The sequence below is a fragment of the Larkinella sp. genome, assembly GCF_965227735.1.
Classification (GTDB): domain Bacteria; phylum Bacteroidota; class Bacteroidia; order Cytophagales; family Spirosomataceae; genus Larkinella.
Map to the genome: position 1 here is coordinate 4,486,385 of NZ_OZ245776.1, position 22,954 is coordinate 4,509,338.

Consider the following 22,954-nt stretch of genomic DNA (forward strand, 5'->3'; position numbering starts at 1 on the left):
CAGCGAGTGAACTACCGGCTCACCGGTGCCACGGGCTTGGCGGTTTTTTTCCGGTAATCGCCCCGAGACAGGTATTTTTCGATCAGGCAGTACAGCAGAATGAAGAAATACCGGCTTCCCATTTCCTTGATTTTCAGCTTCGACTCGCCGTATTTCCGGTTTGTCCAGCTATTCGGCACCACGGCGTAGTTGTAGCCGCGCACCATCGCTTTCAGCGGCAGTTCAACGGTCAGGTTGAAGTGGGGCGACAGGAACGGTTTGAGTCCTTCCATCGTCTCGCGTTTGTAGAGTTTGAAGGCGTTGGTCGTGTCGTTGTAGCGAATGCCCATCATCATCCGAACGATGAAGTTGGCCGTCCGGTTGATCACTTTTTTCAGTTCGGGATAATCGATCACTTTGCCGCCTTTGCTCCACCGGCTGCCAAAAACACAGTCATAATCGCCTTCCAGCATTTTGTTGTAGAACTTCACCAGATCCTCCGGATCGTCGGACATGTCGGCCATGAAAACCGCCACACAGTCGCCCGTAAACCGTTCCAGGCCGTAGCGGACGGCGTATCCAAAACCGTTCGGCCCCGGATTCGTGTAATAGACCAGGGTCGGAATTTCGTGCGTTAGTTGTTCCAGCACCTGCGCCGTCTGGTCTTTGGAATTGTCGTTGGTGACGCAGATTTCGTGCGGAATACCGTATTTGGCCAGCGTTTGGTACAACGACCGCAGCGTTTCAGGAATGGATTCCTGTTCGTTATAAGCTGGAATAACTACACTTAATTTCATAATCGATCCATTAAACGGTAAGGCATTAACCGGATGGCACTGTATACTTTCATGAGCGGTGCCGGCACAATGTAATTTTGTATGATATCCTTGGCAATCGACGATTTGGGCTTTCCCATGTACAGATACTTCAGGGCGATGCCCGCCCGGCGGAAGTAACTTTCGCTGTACTGGTTCGCATCCAGCATCAATTTATAATACCGGGCGATGTTTTTGCGCAGTACTTTGTCGTACTTGTAATCCAGTTCGCGGTTGATGTTGGAATACATCAGAATCCGGTTGTTCAGAAACTTCCGGTCCTTTTCATTGTCGGCATAACTGGCACCGCCGAGGTTTTTCCGGTACACCGACATCACCTCATCAATATATCCAATCAAACCGGCTTTGGCCAGCAGCACATTCCGCGGAATGTCGCCACTCTGGGACTGGTAATACCAGGCCGGATACGCCGGGATGGCGTTTTTTCGAAACATGATGCTGGAGGTGGCCATGAAAAAAATCTCATCCTCCCCAATCAGATCATCCATCGTCACCACCGGTTTTTTGTCTTCAACCAGCAAAACGGAATCGTACTTTTCGTCTTCAAACACCACCCGGGCGTTGGTGAAGCAGCACGAATAGTCGGGGTGCTGGTCGAGCATATCGGCCTGCTTTTGCAATTTATGGGGGCTGATCCAGTAGTCATCACCGTCCATTTGCGCAATGTATTCCCCCCGGGCCGCTTCAAATGTACTCAGGGCATTGTGCATCCCATTGTTGCCCATATTGGTCGGGTGCAGCAGCAACCGGATTTTATCGGGATAGCGAGTCTGGTATTCGGCCAGAATTTCGCGGGTGTTATCTTTCGATAGATCGTCGCCCACAATCACTTCAAAATCGAAGTTCGTCTGCTGACTCAGAACGCTGTCTAACGTCTGACGAACAAATTTGGCGTGATTGTAGGTAACGATACAGACGCTTACCTTCATCTTAATTGAAGATTTCATTCATCTGATTCACCGCCGGAAAATCGGGCGTAATCAGCTCGGCCTGGGGTTTGTAGATATACGCTAATGGATAGCCCCGGTCGATGAATGTACTTTCCAATAAGTTGTTGTAACGAAGCTGAACCGACCAGCGAACCGATTCCGTCGAGTTTAGTCCGGAACGGTGAACCAGAAATGCGGAGAAAAACAGCACATCGCCTACTTCAAACTCCAACTGTTGCCAGTCGTCGGTCAGCAGTTCGTCGGGAATGGTTCCGATGTAATCCACTGAAGTTGAGTCGTATAGGCCTGTGCGGTGGCTTTGTGGTAAAATCTGAAGTGCGCCCAGATCCGCTCCGGCCGGCACCAGCGGAAACCACACCACCACACTGTCGAGTGATCCCTGACCCGTGCGCCAGTCCTGGTGCGCACCCAACCGCCAGTAATCGTCGCGTTTGGCGAGGTGGCGGCTGTTGAACATCATGGCGGGCCGAACGCCGATTACGGGATACTCCAGCCCGAGCTCTTTCAGGGTGTCCGTTATGCGGGAATCCGTACCCAGCCGGTGCAGCGAAACCATGTGCTGAACCTGTTTGCCAGTGTTGGCAAAGGCCGTGAAATCGGCGGCAAAAAACCGGTACATGGCCTGTTCAAACGACGGCAGATCGTCGATGTCCACCGATTCGCCGAGGGTCCGTTGAATCTGATAGGCAAAAATCTGGCGGCCTTCCCGGTGGATAGCCGTAATCAAGTCCTTATCCAGAAAATTTTTCAGCAGAACGTACCCTTCCTGCTTGTATGAATCGCGGAGTGATGCCATGACGGTATGAATGAGTTAAAATAGTATTAAACTAATGTAAACGATGTGGACGTATCTCGACAAAGGTACCGTACCTCACTGGTAATGTCAACTTAATCAGCGGCATTTTAGTAAACGAACCCTTCGATTAGAATGGCCTGCCGGTTAGTCGTTATGGAATAATTCCTTACTCCTCCTCTGCCTGAACGGCGTAGCCGAAGCCCGAAGCGCCAAAACCGTTGCCGTTGTAGAGCATCGTCCACTGGCCGTGGTGCTGGAAAAGGTGGCAATAATCCATCATGGACGAATCCCAGTCGTCCGTCGACCGCTCGATACCAGCCTGGTTGTCTTTCCGGTCCCAGGTAATGCCGTCTTTCGATTCTGCATAGCCAATGCGGTAACTCTTTTCCACGCTGGTCCGGAAGTCGGTGGCACTCCGGTAGGAGTAATACATTTTGTACAAATCCCCGTCTTTAATCACCGCCGGGCGACCAATGGCGTCCGTAAATTCATTGTACCCGATGCAGGTGATGCCGGTGCGTTCCCACGTAATCCCGTCTTTCGACTCGGCGTATTTCACGTTGTAAAACGGTTCCGGGTGGCCGTTGATGATTTCGATTTTGGTACACGACAGGTACCACATCCGCCAGCGTTCGGTTCCGTCGGCCTCCGTTTCGACCATCACACACGGCTGCGCAATCCAGACCTGATCGTAAATCGAACGGTCGAGCAGCGGCCCGTCGTAGGCCCGTTCAAACGTAAGGCCACCGTCGCGGCTGATGGCCAGGCCAATGCCGAGCCGATACCAGGCGGTTTCGCTTTTGTTCCAGCCGGTATAATACAGCCAGATTTCGTCACCCCGTTTGATAAACCACGAAGGCATCGCGCCGGTTTCGTCAAACATGCCGACGGCGCCTTTGCTCAGGCACGGTTTGTCGTGAACATACAACACCTTCGACAGATCGTTGGCGTCCAGTTCGACAAACGATGTAGACGAAGAGCGGTTTTCGTCGCGGGTGGCAAAATAAACCCGCAGCCGTTCGTCGCTGATCGGGTAAGCAAAGGGAACCTGCGCGTGGGTGCGGCTAAACGGAAGCTGTCCGTCAGTTTTGTAAATCAGTCCTTTTTTAATCCACATGGGTGTTGGTAGTTGAGATCGGTTGTTGGTAACGATCGGCGCGGACGTAAATGCGTGTTTTGTCCAGATCACCGGCCAGGCGGTAATGCGCGGCCACGAAATCCCGTAAGGCCGGGAACGATTCATGACCCTGCGTCGCCCGGTCGTTCAGCCAGAGCGATTGCCCGACGGCATCGACAAAAACCGGCGGCATGGAACGGCGCAGATCCGCGACGTAACGTTTGCGGTAGATGTCGCGCATCGGATGGTCGAAAACGCAGCGGATGGTGTGGTTTTCGTTTACGCCCTGCGGCATTTGCGCTTCGACGTAATACTTGCACATCCAGCCCCAAACCGCCAGCCTTTCGCCGGGTTTGGCATAATCCAGAATTTTCCGGGTAACCACCGACTGGGGCATTTTCCGGCTATTCTGCACGCAGGCATTGAATGGCGTTCGGTTTATGGCCCAGCTTATGTAGCGAACACCGTACGGAATCAAGGCTGCAGCCAGCACAACGGCGGCAATGCGGGGAGCGACCCACGGGCGGTTGCTGACGGAATGGCGGATTTCGCTCAGAAACCAGCCGTTCAGCAGGCCGATGGGACCGATCAGAAAAAGCAAATAATGGGTGTATTCCGAACCGGTTCGGGTAATGGCAATGAATGTAAAACCGATCAGCAGGAGCAAAAAAGCCCAGATTTTCCAGGTATTGATGAGCCGAAACCGTTTTCGAATCAGGAAGGCCAGAAACGTGATGCCCAAAAGCACGGAAAGCCAGACGAACCAGTTGAATTCTTCAATTTTTTGGAAAAAAGCCGGCAACCGCAGCAAATGCGCCCAGGCTTGTCCATCGCCACCGCCGTAATTGAAATTGGCGATGATGTAAAACGTGATCATGTCGTCAAAAACGCCCGTCAGGGACGTTAAAGCCACAACAAGCAACGGAAAAGTCATCCCTCCCAGCACCAGCCCGACAAGCCGGGCGGTTTTTTGGCGAACCGTTAAATTCTGGCGCGTCAGCACGTCGATGGCGACGAACAAACCCACGCAGAACATCATCGGAACCGCCTGGAGTTTTCCGAACGGAACCATCCCGGCCACCAGCCCCACCAGAAAAATCCGGCTTTGCGACGGAACGGATTGTTGCTGTAGACTCGCATACCAGAAGTACAACAGGCCCAACAAAAAGATGGGCAGGTGCTCGCTGCTGTAATGTACCAGATCGGCGTTCTGGGTCATGGCCAGCAGAATGAGGGAAGGCAGCAGAGCCCAGCGGGCCACGTCTTTGCCAAACCAGCGTTCCAGCGTCCGGAACAGCAGCCCGAGGGTGGCCAGAATCAGAATCAGGCCGGTGATGCGGGCGGCAATATAGTCGAAAGTGAAGCCCAGCCAGCCAGGAATCAGCAGCAAATAACTATCCAATGGTCCACCGGTTGTACCGTCGACCGAGCGCCAGAAAACCGGGTCGACACTCAGCGTCAGTCCCTGGGCAATGATCTGGCTTTCGTCGGGATTCAGTTCCTGATTAAAAACCACCACCGGTAACCGCATAAAGACCACAGAACCCAGCGCCAGCACCAAAAACAAAGTCCGGCTTTGCCAGACCGTATTCGGACGTAGCCAGGCCGGACCAATTGCCAGAGCGCCGGTCAGCCAGAGCAAACCGTAGCCAATTCCGAGAAATACGATGGGGTTTGAGTCAAAACTGAGCATACCTTCCGAACTAAAAAGGTCAGCCGCCCGCAGGTGGCTGACCTTTGCCTTGCTTTCAGAATACGTTAGATCTGAACCTGCAAACGCTTCACCATGCTGTCGTGCATTTGCACCAGCGTTTGACGCAGATCATATTCCCAGTTCCAGTCGGGGTAATGGCTCTTGAATTTGGAGAGATCGGATACATACCAGATGTGATCGCCGATGCGGTTGGTTTCCGAGTAGCTGAAGTTCATCTTGTTCCCGGAGATTTCTTCGCACAAAACCCGTGCTTCCAGCATCGAGCAGTTGGCGTGACGGCCACCACCGGCGTTGTAGACTTCGCCCGGGCGGGGATTCTGGTAAAAATGCCAAAACATGTTCACCAGGTCATGGCTGTGAATGTTGTCGCGAACCTGCTTGCCCTTGTAGCCAAAAATGGTGTAGTGGTTGCCGGTGATGGCGCACTTCATCAGGTACGACAGGAAGCCGTGCAACTGCGCCCCCGAGTGGTTCGGGCCGGTCAGACAGCCACCCCGGAAGACAGCGGTTTTCATGCCGAAATACCGGCCGTATTCTTGCACCAGAATGTCGGCAGCCACTTTCGACGCGCCGAACAGCGAGTGTTTGGTGTGGTCGATGGACATGTGCTCATCGATACCGTTGGCAAAATACGGGTGGTTTTCGTCAATTTCCCAGCGGGTTTCGGTTTCCACCAGCGGCAGGTAATTCGGATTATCGCCGTATACTTTATTGGTAGACGTGAAGATAAAAACCGCATCGGGGCAGTGCAGGCGGTTCATTTCCAGCATGTTCAGCGTGCCGTTGGCATTTACGCTGAAATCGGTGAACGGCTCGCGGGCGGCCCAGTCGTGGCTGGGTTGGGCAGCCGCGTGAACGATCAGTTTGATATCCGTGCCGTATTCCTGAAAGATGGGCTCGAGTTCTTCGACTTTGCGGATATCGGCTTTATAATGGCGGTAGTTGGTATACGAATCTTTCAGACGGTCGCGGTTCCAATCGGTCGAACCATCCGTACCGAAGAAATACTGTCGGAGGTTGTTATCGACGCCGATTACCAAATCGAATTTTTCTGAGAAAAAGGCAACTGATTCACTTCCGATGAGCCCGGCAGAACCTGTAACTAATGCAATATTCATATCGCTTCTTGACTAAATAAGGTTGGATACATTAAAAAAATACTATTCTTTACTCGAAATCGGGTGTAAAGTAAATCAAAAAAAGTATAATAGTCTATACCGCAGGATAAAACCGGAGGGCGAACAAAAAGCGATGCAATGACTTCATGAAGCCTTTACATCGCCTGTATCGTCTCGTCTATTTCTTTTTGCTAGGGCAGCCTCACTCGATTACTTCGCGAACAGTTTCTGACGAATCTTGTTCGTGCGGTCGGCCAATTCGGGCCGTGAAGCATATTTATACGTCGTTTGAACGGCGGCCGAATCCAGTCCGGGGCCATAAACGTATTTATCGCCATCCCGGAAATCCTTCTGACGAATGGTATTATATTTCTGGTAATCGCAGGAAGTCAGCGAACCAACCACCAGCAGGAATACTCCTATATTCAAAAGACCTTTCATACAAACGGTTTCAAAATTCAGTACAAAATTATAGACTACCGGCCAATTCGCCAATAATACTTCAAATTTTTATCATTCCGGTCTTCGCCCCGTTCCCCTAATTGTTTTAAACTAGATAACCACCGAAGTTGATGTTTATCAGCCCACTGCTTTAGCGGTGGGTAAATTGAAGTGAAACCAAATCATTCCAAAACCGTTTTAACGGTTTTGCCGGGCCATGAAACCGTTAAAACGGTTCCGCTAGCAGGGGGGTACTTTTCGCTTTACCCACCGCTAAACGGGGTCGCCTGAGCGGCAGTGGGCTAATAAGCCAAAATATGAATCTGGCGTTTATTCAGTTTAAATCAATTAGGGGACTCGGACGCACCTTATCCAGATCTAAAAGTCCCCTTCAGGCCGGGTCGACGCTTCGGGAACGCGGTAAAGGATCAGTCCTTCAACCGCTCAATTTCGTCCCAGACAAACCGGATCAGTCGTCCGATGTGCGCTTCCGAGAAGTCGAACGGCACATCAGCCGCCCGGTAAATGTCGCGGATGGGCGCGGTGTAGCCCAATTTCAGTGCGTTCATGTAGCCCTGTAATCCCTTTTGCGGGTTCTGCCGGAAATTCATCCAGACGCCGATGGCTCCCAGTTGCGCAATCCCATATTCGATGTAATAAAACGGCACTTCGTACAGATGCAACTGCTTTTGCCAGCTATAGGCTTCGTAGTTCTCCAGCCCATCCCAGCTCGTGATCGTATCCGAAAACTCTTCGAAAATACGTACCCAGGCGGTTTTGCGCGCGTCGACGGTCGCAGCCGGGTGGGCCGCCGTTTCATACACCCAATGCTGAAATTTGTCGATGGTGGCCACCCACGGCAGCGTTTCAACGATGGACTCCAGGTGCTGGATTTTGGCCCGTTTCAGGTCTTCGGGATTCTCAAAAAATACGTCCCAGTAATCCATCGTCAGCAATTCCATCGACATCGACGCCAGTTCGGCCACTTCCATCGGCGGATTGCGGAACGGTTTCAGCGGCAGATCGCGGGTCAGAAACGAATGCACGGCGTGGCCGCCTTCGTGTACCATCGTCACCAGATCGCGGAGGCTCGAGGTCGCATTCATAAAAATGAACGGCACGCCGATTTCTTCCAGCGGATAATTGTACCCGCCTGGTGCCTTGCCTTTCCGCGATTCCAGATCCAGATGGCCCATGGCCTTCATAATCCGCAGGCAGTCACTGAAGTAAGAACCGCCCACAGCGGCATCAAGCCGGTTGAAACAGGTGATGGTTTTGTTCAGTAGCTCATTACCGGTTTCAAACGGTTTCAACGCCGGTAAACCGTCGGGATCGACTTTGGCATCCCACGGGCGCAGCACCTCGAAAGATGCATCGGCTTTGGCCAGCTTCTCTTTCCGTTCCAGAGCGAGCTGATCGAGCAGCGGCACCACGGCCTTTGAAACCGACGCGTGAAAATCGAAGCAATCCTGCGGGGTGTAGTCGAAACGGCCCATCGCGGCAAACATATAGTCGCGAAAATTGGCAAAACCGGCGTTGACGGCCACATGATGGCGTAAGTCGCGCAGCCGGGTGTACAGTTCGTCGAGCTGGTCTTTGTCCTGATACCGCCGTTCCTGAATTTTCAGCCATACTTCCTCACACAGGGCGCGATCGGGCGATTGGAGTAAGGTGCCAGCTTGCGGCAGCGTGATTTCCTCCGAAACACCCTCAGCATTGTTCACCTGAATGGTCATCGCTCCGACCAGAGCGCCGTATTTGCGCTGCTCGGTCTGAATTTCGGTTTGCAGCGGAATATTCTCGTCGCGGAAAATTTCGATGGCCTTTTTCATGCCGCGCAGGGCAATGTCGAAGCCTTTTTCCCGCAACTCGACCAGATACGGACTTTCGACGGTGCGTTTATCCAGCGTGTTTTCGTAGGCGGATAGCTGCGGCTGAATTTCGGTAATGAAAAAATTGAACTGGTTGATCAAATCGGCGTCGGACGTATCGCAGGTCATCCGGATATACCGCCAGGCAAAATTTTCGGACAGATACGATTCCAGTTCACTGCGATCGGCCAGCCATTGGCGCAGTTCGTCGGCGTTGTTGAGGGGGCGCTCCACCAGGTTGTCATACAGCGGTTTCACCTCGTCCCACGTTTTTAGAACAAATTCTTCACCAATAAACGGCCGGTTCGGGCGCGTTGGCAGGGTTAATGTCGGTTCCATATTCATACAATTACTGACAGGTTTCGCAAAGGAAAGCAGCGACTCTGCTTCACTTTTTTAACTTCGCTTATCTCCGCGAAACTTTTTTTTATTCAATTTCAATCACAACATCGTGGGTCATCGGATGGGCCACACAGGTCAGAATATACCCGGCTTTCAGTTCGGATTCGGCCAAACCGTCTTCTTCGTCCAGGTGTACTTTGCCCGACAGGCAGCGCCCCATGCAGGCCGTACACATGCCTGCCTGGCACGAATAGGGCAGGTCGATGTCCAGTTCCAGCGCGGCTTCGAGGATTGTTTGGTGTGGTTCGACAATAAACTTGTATTCACTGCCTTCGTATAAAACGGTAACTTCCGGTTTCGACGACGACGGATTGACCGGTTCGGCCTCCACCACCTCGCCGTGGGTTTCGTGCGGAGCCGTGGCGAAGCTCTCCTTGTGAACCTGATCGGTCGGAACGCCCAGCAGTTTTAGGGCTCCGCGGGCTTCGTCCATCAGGCCGTCGGGGCCACAAATATAGTATTCAGCCCGTCGCTTGGCCTCAGCGGGGAGTTCTTCAAGCAGTTTCAGAATCGCCGACTGGTTCAGGCGGCCTTCCAGACCGGCCCAGTTGCTTTCCGGCTGACTGAGTATGTAAGTGATTCGAAACCGCCCGCCCGATCGCTGCGCCAGTTCGTTCAGTTCTTTTTCGAAAATAATCGACTGGCGGTTGCGATTGCCGTAGAGCAGCCAGAGTTGGGTCTGCGGTTCGACGTGCAAAATCGATTTGGCCATCGAAATCAGGGGTGTGATGCCACTTCCGGCTCCGATCAGAATGATCTGACGGCGGTTTTTGGGGTCTAGTTTCGGAACGAAAGTCCCCAGCGGTTCGAGCGTTTCGAGGACATCGCCGGGTTTGGCGTTGTCGCACAGGTAATTGGAAACCGCACCACCCGGCAGGCGCTTGATGGTAACAGCCAGCGACACATCGGTGTGCGGTGAACTGGACATCGAGTAGGAGCGACGCACTTTTTGACCTTCGAAAGGCAAAATAAATGTCAGGTATTGACCGGGTTGATACCGGACCTCTTCATTGATGGGATGCCAGAAATGGATGGTAACAGCGTCCGGTGTTTGCCGAACAACCTCTTTTACTTTCAAAAAATAACGATTTGCCATAATTCCAATATCGCCGGGGCGATTTCTCTTCATTCATTTAGTGGCGGTGAGTAAGCAGCACTGGAAATCATTCCGGACACTGTCGGCCGACGAAGCCGCAATATACTATTGAATTGCCAATCCGTCTGGGTAACAAATTGTAGTTGATTCAGGTTTGCCGTTCTTTACGCCAAATTTCAATTCGCATCGCTTTTATAATTATTTAGGCAGATATTCGCAGCCGAAGTTCCGTTCGATCCATGAAAAAAATACTATTCTTTACGCCCTACGGGTCTTTTACCGGCTCAGAAGTTGTGTTGTGGACGTATCTGCAAAATTATGACCGGCAGCAGATCCAATCGGCTTTGTATAGTGAACAACGCGGACCCCTTACGGCGCAATTACCGGCTGATATTCCGTTGTTTACCTCGCCATTCAACCGCGGTTTTGCCCGGAAAGTGTATTCGAAAGTGACCCACGCGATGGGGGTGAAAGTGTACGAAAACAACATTCGGCGTCTTCAGGAGCAGTATAAAGCGGACTACTGGTACCTGAATACCGTGCTGATGTTTCCGCTTTCGAAGCTGGCCGAGCAGTTGGGCGTGAAGGTCATTTCACAGATTCACGAACTGCATTCGTCCTTTGAATCCATTTCCTACGACGAAATGGCCCATTCCATGACGTATTCGGATCTGGTCATTGGCGTCACGCAGCAGATTTGCGAGCTGGCGACGGTGATGGGGGCCAAACGGACGGCTTTGCTGTATCCGATTGTCGATTTGAGCAAAAAGAACATATCGATGGAACGCGTGGAAGCACTCCGGAAAAAGCTGAACATCCAGCCGGGGGCTTTCGTCTGGACGATGGTCGGAACGCGCATTTACCGGAAAGGCGTCGATATTTTCCCATTCATTGCCCAGGCACTCGCCGACCAGCCCTGCCATTTCATCTGGATGGGCAATTCGAAGCCGACCGGTTTGAATTACCTGGTCGATAGCCAGATCAAAGCGCTGAACCTGCCCAACATGAGTTTTGTCGACGTGCAGACCGACGATTATTATAATTACCTGCAACTCGCCGACGGGCTGGTGATGACGTCCCGCGAGGAACCGTTTGGTAAGATCATGACCGAAGCTGCATCGCTCGGAAAACCGCTGGTGGCGCCCAACGCCGGAGGGGCCAGAGAGTTTATTGTGCCGGGCATGGGCGAACTGATCGACTACCCAACGCCCGACCAGTTCCGGAAAGCCATGCTGACGGTGATGACCAACCCGGACTCGTATGAGCCGGACCTGCTGATCGAAAAAAGCCACCAGTTTGATGCGTCCATTCAGGTAAAAAAATGGGAACAGGCCATTTTAGCCCTTTGAAAGACCGGTTTTACTTCGAAAAATGTTACCACTTACTAACATTCTGTTAACTTGAAGTAACCATTTTTGCTACCGCATAATAAATTCAGGCACGGTCTGCACAATTTTTGCGGGCCTTATTCGCTACACCTTTTGAAGAATTTGTCAGATTACGGCAAATTCAATATCTGCATGCTCTTGTGTATCAAGTATCCAACTTTCATCCATTCATTTATTCATGCTGTGACGTATGCAGCGACAAGGATGGTTCCGTCGTCATTCCCGGCGTTCAAATACATTGGAATGATTTTTGTCTTTCGTAATAATCAAAACCAAGTTACAGCCAGCTAAACGATAGCTGGTCTGGTAATCAAATCAACTCATTCGGTCAATGCGTACAGAGATTTGCTCTCGTTGAAATCGACAGACCGAACTTAGCCATTGATGAGTACGAATCGTGAGAATACGTGGATTTCCCCCGTATCTAAGATTTTTTGTATCCTTATCAAGCTGAAAAATTAAGTGAAACATAGCCCATCGCACTGATGATCAGGAATTTGACTTTAATCTTTACTTGTTTTTTGTTGCTTTTCGGATTGGTGTACACGAACGCAATGGCGAATGACGGAACTGAGCCGTCGGCCCGTCCGGCTTCAGCACCCAAAATCCCGGAACGCCAGCGTTACCTGGCCATTGTGGTTTTCAACTACGAAACCGACCCGTCGAAAGACGATGAAATAATTGAAAATGCGGGCCGGATGGGCTGTAATGCCGCCGAAATTTCCGTACACTGGGACAAGGTGTATACCAGCCGCAACAGCGCTCCCAACTGGCGGGTTGTCGATTCTCACGTCAATACGGCACTTCGGATGGGCATGAAGGTCGCCATCCGGATTCACCTGGCCCGCGAACCACAATCGCTCGGCGGATTCTATTCCAATTCTGAAGCCATGGTGGCCGCCGACAACACGGTCATGAATTTTGGGGGGGCTGTTCAGTTTAGTTTTGCCCACCAGCCCACGCTTGAACTCGCCAAGGATTTTGTTCGGCAGGTGGCGCAGCATTACCAGTATCTGCAGGATCAGGATCAACTGCTGTTTATGTCGGCCACCGCTTCCCCAATTCAGGAAGCGGAATATTCGCCCCGGAACCAACGCGGAGACTCGACCTACCCCATTCCCTTCGACTACAGCGAGCCCATGAAACAGGGGTTCCGGCAGTGGTTACAGGGGCGGTTTTCGCTCGATGCGTTAAACCGGCGCTGGGGAAGTGACTTCAGCCGCTGGGACGCGGTTACGCCAACGCCCTACAACCAGAGTGACCCCTACATCTCATTTGGCCGCGGACGCTGGGGGGAAGACTGGTACGTTTTCCGTCACCTCATGCTGAAGCGGTTTCTGGATGAAACGACGCGGACCATCAAAGAAGTAAACGGATCGATTCAGGTGGTTAACCAGCACGGTTGCGTCTGGGATCGCCAGAGCGGGTTGCGGTCGACGTTCGCTTTCAAAAATCTGGGTCAGAACTCGGATGGCCTTAAAATCAACGATGGACCCGACTACAATCACCGCTTTTCGATTGATGTGGCCCGGAGCAATGTTCGGCCGGGAGCCTGGATCTGTAATGAAGTGGATGGAATGTACCAGGCCAGTGTGCCGGTTTCACGTTTTTATGATCAGGTGGCCGAAAGTTTCGAACACGGTGCCCGGATGGTCACGCTTGCTAACTTTGCGGGCTGGGACGCCCGCCCGGCACTGAACCAGGTAATTCAGCAGGTCGTTAGCCGGGGATTGCTCACGCAGCCGGTTACGCAGGTACAACCCGCCAGCAGCACCAGCTACAAACTGTCATCGATGGTTAGAGACGACGTCTCCGACCCCGAGGGCCGCGCTGGTGACCAGTGGTCGAGGCAATATTTTCAGAACGGACGCCGGGCCGTTAACATCACCATCAACGAAGACTGGCTGGAAGACAATGCCAACCAGGATCCGCGCGTTCGGCAGACCATTCCGAACCAGACGGCTTACGTAGAAAAACCGTTTGAATTCAGCATTCCGCCGTCCACCTTCGAAGATCCGGACGGTTCGATCACTAAAGTAGAAGTTACCTCCGGCTTGCCCGCCCTGGGGCTGTCGGCCAACGGCGTCACGATTTCGGGAACGCCCAACGGCACGGGTACGATCACGGTGACGGTTCGGGCTATTGATAATAAGAATTCGCCGGTAACGACGCAGTTCCAGATTACCGTGCAGGGGCCGAATGCCAACCAGGCACCGGTGGTTTCGCAACCGATTCAGGACCGTACGGCGCTCGTTGGGCTGGACTATTCGTTCCGGATTCCGGACGAAACGTTTAAGGACCCGGATGGCCGGATTGTCAGTGTCAATGTATCGGATCTGCCGGGCGGACTTTCCTACAACGCCGAAACGCTGACGATCAGCGGAAAACCGACCAACGAAGGCGTTTCGACCATTACGCTCAAAGCCACCGACGACAAAGGAACCAGCGTTTCGACGAGTTTCAAACTGACCATTACCAAACAGGACGACGTCAATAAAGCACCGGTGGTCAGCCGAACCATTCCGGCCCAGACCGCCACCGTTGGCCAGAGTTTTAACTACACCATTCCGAACGAAACCTTCACCGATCCGGATGGCCAGATTACGAGCCTGGAAGTGTCGGGACTGACCAACGGCTTTGCGTACGAAGCCGATAGCCGAACCATTAAAGGGACACCGGTTACGGCCGGTACGGTTACGGTGAAAGTGAAAGCCAACGATAACAAGGGGGCCAGTGTAACGACCGAATTCCGGCTGACCATCAACAACGGCAGTTCGACGTCTCAACTGGTGATTCTGGAGCCAACCATGGATTGCGTGACCGGCGAAATCAAATTCCGGACGAGCGGGGGCGATGGCACGGCGGTTGAGTTCCGGGCTGCCGGTATTACGGAATGGACGGGCAACAGCACTTTCACCGTAGCGCCCTGGCTCCGGAATGGCTCTACCCTCGATATTCAGGCCCGTCAGAGTGGCAAAGAGGTGAGATTTACCTACACAACGCCCTGCAAAGGCTATGAGCCGCCAACGGTTGCCAAACCGATCAGCGACCAGTCGTATCCGATCGGCCAGTTTCTGATTCTGAAAATTCCGACGGAAACCTTTCAGACCTCAACAACCGTCGTGATGGCGGCCGGTGCTTTACCCGAAGGACTGGCATTTGATAAAAACACCCGGGCCATTTCGGGCACCCCAACCAAAGCCGGTGCAACCACCGTGACCATTACGGTTACCGACGAGCGGGGCGGCAAGGCTGAAGATGCTTTTGTGATCACCATTCGGGAGAATGCCTCCCAGCCCCTGGTGATGATTGCGCCCACGCTGAACTGCCAGACGGGACGAATCACGCTCCGCACGGAAGGCGGAAACGGGAGCGCCCTGACCTATTCGATCCCGGGTTTTGCCGACTGGAACACCAATCCGACGTTTACGCTCGCGGCTAATCAATTGAGCGGAACGGAACTCCGGTTGCTGGCTCGCCAGGGCGACCGTGAAGTGAGTTATACCTACACGACGACCTGTTCACCACCGGGTTCGTCGACGTTGGCCGACCAGACCATTTACGTGGGAGAAGCGTATTCGTATGCCCTGCCCGATGCCGGTGCCGGTGTTAGCTATGTGGTTAACGGACTACCGGATGGGTTGACATACAATGCGGCAAACCGGATCATCTCGGGTTCGCCTGCCAAAACCGGTGCGACGCGTCTGACCATCAAGGCTACGGATGACAAAGGAACCGAAATGGGATCGCTGGCTTTCAATCTGCTGGTCATTGCCCGACCGACCAATCCGACAAATGGGAGTTTTGAGGGCTACCTGGATGTGGTGAATTGTGTGAACATCGCGGGCTGGGTGTGGGATGCCAACCAGCCGAATACGCCCCTGACGATTGAGTTTTTGGTGGGCAGCACGCTGGAATCCGCCAAACTGGTCGGAACCACGGTTGCCAGCCTGTTCCGTCAGGATTTGAAAGACAGTGGCAAAGGCAACGGCAACCACGGCTATCGCTGGGATGTTCCGGAAGATCTGAAGAATAACCAGACTTATTCGATCTGGGCGCGGGTTCAGGGAACGACCTATTTGCTAAAAGGCTCACCCAAGACGCTAACCTGCACCGGTACGTCAACGCCGACGGATCCAACGACCAATCAACCGCCGGTGGCACCGAGTCTATCGACCTTAACCGCTGCGGCTAACGTGGCTTACCTGACGATTTTGCCGGTATTCATCGACGCCGGACCACTGACGTATGAATTGACGGGAATACCAGCGGGTTTACAATTTGATCGCCAGACCCGGGGATTTGGTGGAACCCCGACGGCTCCCGGAGTTTACAAGCTGACGTATACGGCAACGGATAGCCAGGGTGCTAAAACCAGCATTGAGATTACGCTGACGGTTACCGGTTCGGGTGGAAACACGCCTACAACGCCAACGACTCCAACCACACCAACGAACCCGGTGACGGGTAATTTCGAAGGATTTCTGGATGTGGTGAGCTGTGCGAACATCGCGGGCTGGGTCTGGGATGCCAACCTGCCCAATGCGCCCCTGACGATCGAGTTCCTGGTGGGCAGTACGCTGGAATCGGCCAAACTGGTCGGAACCACCGTGGCAAACCTGTTTCGTCAGGATTTGAAAGACAAAGGGAAAGGCAACGGAAGCCACGGCTACCTCTGGAATACGGCCGATGAACTGAAAAATAACCAGACCTACTCGGTTTGGGGCCGGATCCAGGGAACAACCTATTTGCTGAAAGGGTCACCCAAGACATTGACCTGCGCCGGCAATCCGACCACGCCAACCACACCCACCACACCGGCTACCAATCAGCCCCCGGTTGCGCCGACTCTGTCGAGTTTAACCGCTACCGTCAATACCGCGTATGTAACGCAGTTGCCGGTTTTCACCGATCCCGAGGGAAGCACGCTGACGTATGAATTGACGGGAATACCAGCGGGTTTGCAATTTGATCGCCAGACCCGGGGAGTAGGGGGTACCCCGACTACCGCCGGCAGCTACAAATTGACCTACACGGCTACCGATAATCAGAACGCCAAAACCAGCATCGAGATCACGCTGACGGTCAATCCAGCCGCCACCACGCCAACGACTCCGACCACGCCCACCAGCCCGGTGAGCGGAAACTTTGAAGGCTATCTGGATCTGGTGGGTTGTCAGAACATTTCCGGCTGGGTTTGGGACGCCAACCGGCCCAACACACCCCTGGTTCTTGAATTTCTGGTGGGCAGCACGCTGGAATCCGCCAAACTGGTAGGCACCTCCGAAGCGAGCGTGTTCCGTCAGGATTTGAAAGACAATGGCAAAGGAAACGGCAGCCACGGCTACCTCTGGAATACGGCCGATGAACTGAAAAATAACCAGACTTACTCGGTTTGGGCGCGGGTTCAGGGAACCACGTATCTGCTGAAAGGTTCGCCCAAGACCCTGACCTGCACCGGCAATACGACCCCAACCACGCCGACTACCAATCAACCCCCGGTGGCACCAGCCCCGCTGAGTTTGACGGCTACGGTGAATATCGCCTATTTGACGCAGTTGCCGGTTTTCACCGATCCGGAAGGAAACACGCTGACCTATGCGCTGAGCGGCCAACCGGCTGGATTGTCGTTCGATGTGAACAGCCGGGGCCTGAGCGGCACCCCGACCACCGCCGGTAGCTACAAACTGACCTACACGGCTACCGATAATCAGAATGCCAAAACCAGCATCGAGATTACGCTGACGGTCAATCCGGCCGCGACTACACCCACCACCCCGACCAGCCCGGCTCTGGTTGTGCTGGCACCGGACTACGATTGCCAAACCGGCCGAATCACGTTCCGCACCAGCGGGGGTGACAACACGCTGATCGAATACCGGGCCGTTGGTGTGACCGACTGGACGACGACCTCGACCCACACGCTTTACCTCACCATGCGGAAGGGAAGCACGTTCGATATTGAAGCCCGGCAAAGCCAGAAAGTGGTTAAATACACCTACACTACGGCCTGCGCCGACGGCAAAAGCCCCATCAGCGACCAGATCATCACCAAAGGGCTGTTCCACACGTTCACGCTGCCGGAAGCGGGAGCCGGGGTTCAGCTTGAGGTGACCGGTTTGCCGGATGGCATTACCTACAACGCGGCCAACCGGACTTCGAGCGGAAAACCGCAAACGGCCGGGGAGTTTATCGTAACGGTAAAAAGCACCGGAACCGACCAGAAAAGCAGCAGCATTACGTTCAAACTCACGGTTCGGGAGCCTCAGTTAACGGTTCAGTTGATGAAAGCCGGCAACGCAGCATCCCGCCAGGTTATTCAGGAGTTGCTCAACAACAGCTCGATCGGGATTGCCAACTTGCCGGATCGGGTCAATTTCTTCTGTACCTCGAACGTGCCGGTGGGCAGTATTTCCTTCGAATTGACGGGTACTTCGCAGAACAACTACGTTGATAACCAGACACCGTTTGGCCTCTTCGGCGACGACGACGGTTTTAAACCGCAGACTGGTGCTTACGTGCTTCGGCTGGCAGCTTTCACGGGTGCCAATGGCAGCGGGGAAACGATTATTACCAAAAACATCGCCTTCTCGTTCGTACCGGGCGGTGGCCGGATCGCCGTTCAGAGCATCACAGACAATGCCGAAACCGAAGGTGACGCGTGGCTGGTGTATCCCAACCCGGTTCGGGAAGAAATCAACCTGACCCTGCCGTCTTCCGAGCCAGCTCCTTACCGGTTTTCGCTCTCGTCAACAACCGGAAACCAGTGGGAGTTGCAGGATAATACGATCAATACTGTTCAGCGCAAGGCCGTTCTCAACGTCAAAACGCTGCAACTGCCGACCGGTTTGTATTTCCTGCGGGTCGACGATGGCAACGGGGTGTTGAAAGTGATCAAGGTTTTGAAGCAGTAGATTGAGAAGAAAGACGGTAGACAAGAGAGAAAAGATTACAAAATACAAAAGCGACTGATTTTCAGTCGCTTTTGTATTTTGTAGCAAGCGGTTTTGAGCAACTTTACTTTTCGGATAACAGCGACGCGGCATCCTGGTGATAGAGCGTCAAACCGGCGATGGGTGTTTCCAGAATGTGCCGAACGGTCAGACCTTTGTCATTGGCCACCTGCCGCAGAATATCGCTGTAATAAAAGGCCACCGAGCCGACGAAATGAATGGGCAGGGTTTTGGCATCGGCAAATTTGCGGATGTAGGTGTCGAAAAACAGGCTGAAGGCGTCGTAAACCATCTGATACGCGACTGGATGACTCCGGTTGTCGAACAGAAATTTGGAGAAGGACGCAAAATACCGGTTCGGAAAAGGTTGTTTATACGCGTGATCCAAAACCGTCAACCGGTCGACTTTGGGGTATCGTTTCCGGAATTTTTCCGCTAATTCGGGCGGGAGCTGGTCGTGGAGATACCGGACCACCAGCGTTTTGCCCAGATACCCGCCACTGCCTTCGTCGCCCAGCCAGAACGCCAGCGAACCGCTCAGTTGCACAATGTCGCGTCCGTCGTAGAGGCAGGCATTGGAGCCGGTTCCGAGGATGCAGGCAATCCCGGCGTTGTGGTGACACAGGGCGCGGGCTGCTCCCAGCAAATCGCTGCTGACCTGCACGTTCTGCACATCCGGAAAAACCGCCCGAATGGCCTTCTCGACCACCCCGCACGATTCTTCGCTGTTGCAGCCGGTTCCGTAATAAAAAACGTCCGTCACCGTTTCTTGAATGGTTGGTAACAAACTGGTTTGCAGTTCGGCAGCAATGGCGGCACTGTCCTGGTAATAGGGATTAAAGCCAATGGTGCGGGCCTGGTCTACCCGGCCGGTGGTGTCGATGGTTCGCCAATCGGTTTTGGTGGAGCCGCTGTCTGCGATGAGGATCATATTCGGACTGTGAGTTGCTGGTTAACTGATTAATTTTCCGACCGGTTTGAAACGCCCAAACACCCATTCACCGTGGGGCGCATCGGGCAGTTCGTCGGTAAGATCCTGACCGGCCCAGTGTTCGTAATGTTTTCCGTTTCGCCAGAGCCGACTTGGCGATACGTCGTAAATAATACCCTGATACGCACACCAGATTTCGTCGCGGTCGGAGCCGTTTCGGAGCGCGAGTTGCGAGCGGGTGTATTCTTTCAGCGTGTCCTCTTTGCCAACATTCATGGACTTCTAAACAGTTCAGTCGGCAAAAATGCAACTTTACCGAGAAGTTTATACAGGGATTTCGCAAAAACACTTAACTTTAACCGCTTACTAATGAACACAGTCGCGTCTTTAAATTTTTACGTTTTATGAAAAAAACTACACCAATCGCCTTTGTTGCCGTGTTGACCTTGTTTGCGGTTTTAACCGGCTGCAACAAAGACAAGACGACCCCGCTTTCGGACCGGATCAAGAAAAACTGGACGGCGCAAAAAGTGGAGGAAAACAACGTGGTGGTTTATACCAAAGGCGGAACCAGCAATGTCAAGCCGGGCTATTCGCAATATTCGCTGGATTTGAGCAACCCGCCAACCGTGGTGATCAAGCAGGTCGATGGGTTTACATCGACCGGGCAATACGAATTGCAGGGAGACACCAAGCTCATTCTGAAAAGCCTGAGCCCAGCACCAACCGATGGCCCAACTATTGAATTCAACATCGGCACGGCCACCGAAACCTCCCTGGAACTGACCCGGACGACGGCAGACCGCAAAACCGGCGGAACCACCAACAAGTATACCCTGGCCAATCCATAGATCATTACCTTCCCGCTTGGTATCAAGCGGGAATTGCTCCGTATATTTCGCCGTTTTCGAACCGAAAGCGGCTTTTTTGCTTTAGTATCTGTATGAATACACGAACCGAACTGGATTCTTTGGGCGAAATTGCCCTGATCGATCGCATCAACCGGGCATTTGGGCAAACCGCCCAGCCCGAAACCGTACGCGGAATTGGCGACGATGCGGCCGTGATCGATACCGGCGGACCGGATTACTGGCTCCTTTCTACCGACATGCTGCTGGAAGGCGTTCATTTCGATCTGGCCTATACGCCCCTGAAACACCTGGGATTCAAAGCCGTTGCGGTCAACGTATCCGACATTGCCGCCATGAACGGAATCCCTCTGCAAATCACGGTGAGTGTGGCCCTCAGCAACCGGTTTTCGGTCGAAGCCGTGGAGGAGTTATACGAAGGAATCAAAGCCGCCTGCGAAGCCTATCAGGTCGATTTGATTGGGGGCGACACCACCTCCTCGCGCTCGGGACTGGTTATTTCGGTAACCGTAACGGGCCGGGTAGAACGGGATAAAATCACCTACCGCAATACCGCCCAGCCCAACGACGTCATCTGCGTGACGGGCGATCTGGGAGCGGCCTTCTGCGGATTGCAGTTATTGGAACGGGAAAAGCAGGTTTTTCTGGCCGATCCCACCATGCAGCCCGAAATCAGCGAAGACAAATCGTATGTGCTGGAACGGCAGCTTCGGCCTTCCGCACGCACCGACATTGTGTATGAACTCCGGGATCTGGGTGTAGTGCCAACGGCCATGATCGACGTGTCGGACGGCCTGGCTTCGGAACTGATTCACATCTGTACGCAATCCAAAACCGGGGCGGTTATTTTCGACGAAAACCTGCCGATCGACGATGTGACGTATCTGGCCGCTACCGAGCTGAACATCAGTCCCATCACGGCGGCTCTAAATGGTGGAGAAGACTACGAACTGCTGTTCACGATTCGTCCGCAGGAGTTCGAGAAACTAAAAAACCACGCCCGCATCACGCCCATCGGCTATCTCACCGACAAACCGGAATCGATTCTGCTGGCCACCAAAGCCGGGCAATATACGCAGATTAAGGCGCAGGGGTGGAAACACTTTTAAAAGGGAATATCGAATATTGAATGTTGAATAACGAATGTCGAAATGGCGCTGCCTCTTTACTTCAATATTCGATATTCAACCTTCAGTATTCGATATTTATTCATTTCAACTACACAAAGTGTATTCCATGATTCTTGGCATCGGCCACGAATTCTTTCACTTTTTGCTCTTCATCTTTGGGGCAGATCATCAGAACACCGTCGAATTCGGCGACGATGTAACCTTCTAAGCCGCTGATAACGACCAGCTTACCCTTGGGTGTTTTGATGATGCTGTTGTTGGTATTGTAGAGCATGTGCGTGCCATCCGTGACGTTTTCATTTTCGTCTTTTTCGGATACTTCATACAGCGACTTCCACGTTCCCAAATCCGACCAGCCAAAATCACTCAGCACGACATAAACGTTGTCGGCTTTTTCCATAATACCGTTGTCGATGGAGATATTTTTGCATAGCGAATAGGCTTTGTTGATAAACGAATGCTCCTTTTCGGTGAAATACCACTCGTCGCCCTCGGCAAAAATCTCTGCCGTTTCGGGCATGTAACTTTCAAAAGCTTTACGAACGGCCTGCACATTCCAGACGAAAATTCCGGCATTCCAGACAAATTCACCACTTTCTACAAACTGTTTGGCCAACTCCAGATGCGGTTTTTCGGTGAATGTCTTCACTTTTTTACTGCCCTGATTGTCCGAGTCGGGGATGTATTGGATGTAGCCATAACCGGTATCGGGACGGCTGGGCTGGATGCCGAGGGTAACCAGAATGTCCTGGGTGGCCGTGGCTGCCAGCGCAATCCGGATTGTGTCGCGGAATTCCTCTTCTTTCAGAATGATATGATCAGCCGGTGCAACGACCATGTTGGCTTCAGGATCTTGCCGGGCAATTTTATAGGCTGCATAGGCAATGCAGGGAGCGGTATTCCGGCGGACAGGTTCACACAGAATCTGATCGTCGCTGAGATACGGAAGTTGTTCTTTCACCAGTTGCTGATACTCGGCGCTGGTCACAATATAAATATGCTCTTTCGGGCAAATTCCCTCGAAGCGGTCGGCGGTTTGCTGCAGGAGCGACTTGCCGGTTCCAAGAACGTCGTGAAATTGCTTGGGGTTGTTGGTACGACTAAACGGCCAGAAGCGAGTTCCGACTCCGCCAGCCATGATAACGACATACGTATGGTTCATAGTGAAGAATTCTGTGTATGGGATTAACCCTCTAAATTGAAGAAGGGGTTCCTAAACTACAAGGAATGCGTAAAAAAGTTAGTTAAGACGGGACTTTCTTATCGAAACACCAAATCGAATTATCGGACAAATATACGCAATCGCAAAATTAACGCGCCTGGATGAAGGTCATGATTTCGTTAAATGAGCACTGCGGGGTGG

The 22,954-nt window shown here is 52.9% G+C and carries 16 protein-coding genes; 4 read left to right on the forward strand and 12 right to left on the reverse strand.

The window, feature by feature from the left end; all coding sequences use genetic code 11:
* Positions 1 to 11: 11 nt before the first annotated feature.
* From ACO064_RS17595 to ACO064_RS17635, 9 genes are all read right to left on the reverse strand, one after another.
* Complete coding sequence (locus tag ACO064_RS17595; RefSeq protein ID WP_114404368.1) at positions 12 to 776, reverse strand: glycosyltransferase family 2 protein; 765 nt, start codon at positions 774 to 776, stop codon at positions 12 to 14.
* Complete coding sequence (locus ACO064_RS17600; RefSeq protein ID WP_421828560.1) at positions 773 to 1,762, reverse strand: glycosyltransferase family 2 protein; 990 nt, start codon at positions 1,760 to 1,762, stop codon at positions 773 to 775. Before ACO064_RS17600 ends, ACO064_RS17595 begins: the two co-directional genes overlap by 4 nt.
* A complete protein-coding gene (locus ACO064_RS17605; RefSeq protein WP_421828561.1) occupies positions 1,746 to 2,561 on the reverse strand; it encodes a phytanoyl-CoA dioxygenase family protein in 816 nt (271 codons plus the stop codon). Before ACO064_RS17605 ends, ACO064_RS17600 begins: the two co-directional genes overlap by 17 nt.
* Before the next feature lie 166 nt (positions 2,562 to 2,727).
* Entirely contained in the window at positions 2,728 to 3,678 is a 951-nt protein-coding gene (locus tag ACO064_RS17610; RefSeq protein ID WP_421828562.1) for a hypothetical protein, read from the reverse strand.
* Positions 3,668 to 5,371 (reverse strand): hypothetical protein, encoded by a 1,704-nt coding sequence (locus tag ACO064_RS17615; protein ID WP_421828563.1) that lies wholly within the window; start codon positions 5,369 to 5,371, stop codon positions 3,668 to 3,670. Before ACO064_RS17615 ends, ACO064_RS17610 begins: the two co-directional genes overlap by 11 nt.
* 65 nt (positions 5,372 to 5,436) lie before the next feature.
* On the reverse strand, positions 5,437 to 6,510 hold the full coding sequence (locus tag ACO064_RS17620) for an NAD-dependent epimerase/dehydratase family protein (RefSeq protein ID WP_114404363.1): 1,074 nt from the start codon (positions 6,508 to 6,510) through the stop codon (positions 5,437 to 5,439).
* Positions 6,511 to 6,720: 210 nt separating this feature from the next.
* Entirely contained in the window at positions 6,721 to 6,951 is a 231-nt protein-coding gene (locus ACO064_RS17625; protein WP_421828564.1) for a hypothetical protein, read from the reverse strand.
* A gap of 428 nt (positions 6,952 to 7,379) precedes the next feature.
* The gene (locus ACO064_RS17630; RefSeq protein ID WP_421828565.1) at positions 7,380 to 9,167 is read right to left on the reverse strand and encodes a M3 family oligoendopeptidase; all 1,788 of its coding nucleotides are present in this window, start codon (positions 9,165 to 9,167) and stop codon (positions 7,380 to 7,382) included.
* 82 nt (positions 9,168 to 9,249) lie between these two features.
* Positions 9,250 to 10,320, reverse strand: a complete 1,071-nt coding sequence (locus ACO064_RS17635) for a 2Fe-2S iron-sulfur cluster-binding protein (RefSeq protein WP_421831034.1) — start codon at positions 10,318 to 10,320, stop codon at positions 9,250 to 9,252.
* A 239-nt stretch (positions 10,321 to 10,559) separates the two neighbouring features.
* Here ACO064_RS17635 and ACO064_RS17640 point away from each other — a divergent pair, with 239 nt between their 5' ends.
* On the forward strand, positions 10,560 to 11,669 hold the full coding sequence (locus tag ACO064_RS17640) for a glycosyltransferase family 4 protein (protein ID WP_421828566.1): 1,110 nt from the start codon (positions 10,560 to 10,562) through the stop codon (positions 11,667 to 11,669).
* 593 nt (positions 11,670 to 12,262) lie between these two features.
* Positions 12,263 to 18,622 carry a putative Ig domain-containing protein gene (locus ACO064_RS17645; protein ID WP_421828567.1) on the forward strand — a complete coding sequence of 2,120 codons (6,360 nt, stop codon included), beginning with the start codon at positions 12,263 to 12,265 and terminating at the stop codon, positions 18,620 to 18,622.
* A 103-nt stretch (positions 18,623 to 18,725) separates the two neighbouring features.
* Here ACO064_RS17645 and ACO064_RS17650 read toward each other — a convergent pair whose 3' ends face one another.
* Positions 18,726 to 19,592, reverse strand: coding sequence for an N-acetylglucosamine kinase (locus ACO064_RS17650; RefSeq protein WP_421828568.1), 867 nt, complete (start codon positions 19,590 to 19,592; stop codon positions 18,726 to 18,728).
* A 21-nt stretch (positions 19,593 to 19,613) separates the two neighbouring features.
* Positions 19,614 to 19,868: a cytochrome b5 domain-containing protein gene (locus tag ACO064_RS17655; RefSeq protein ID WP_138995074.1), complete on the reverse strand. Its 255-nt coding sequence runs from the start codon at positions 19,866 to 19,868 to the stop codon at positions 19,614 to 19,616.
* Between the two features lie 128 nt (positions 19,869 to 19,996).
* Here ACO064_RS17655 and ACO064_RS17660 point away from each other — a divergent pair, with 128 nt between their 5' ends.
* Complete coding sequence (locus ACO064_RS17660; RefSeq protein ID WP_138995073.1) at positions 19,997 to 20,443, forward strand: hypothetical protein; 447 nt, start codon at positions 19,997 to 19,999, stop codon at positions 20,441 to 20,443.
* A gap of 92 nt (positions 20,444 to 20,535) precedes the next feature.
* Positions 20,536 to 21,570, forward strand: coding sequence for a thiamine-phosphate kinase (gene thiL, locus ACO064_RS17665; protein ID WP_138995072.1), 1,035 nt, complete (start codon positions 20,536 to 20,538; stop codon positions 21,568 to 21,570).
* Between the two features lie 109 nt (positions 21,571 to 21,679).
* Here thiL and ACO064_RS17670 read toward each other — a convergent pair whose 3' ends face one another.
* A complete protein-coding gene (locus tag ACO064_RS17670) occupies positions 21,680 to 22,753 on the reverse strand; it encodes a mannose-1-phosphate guanylyltransferase (protein ID WP_421828569.1) in 1,074 nt (357 codons plus the stop codon).
* Positions 22,754 to 22,954: the final 201 nt, after the last annotated feature.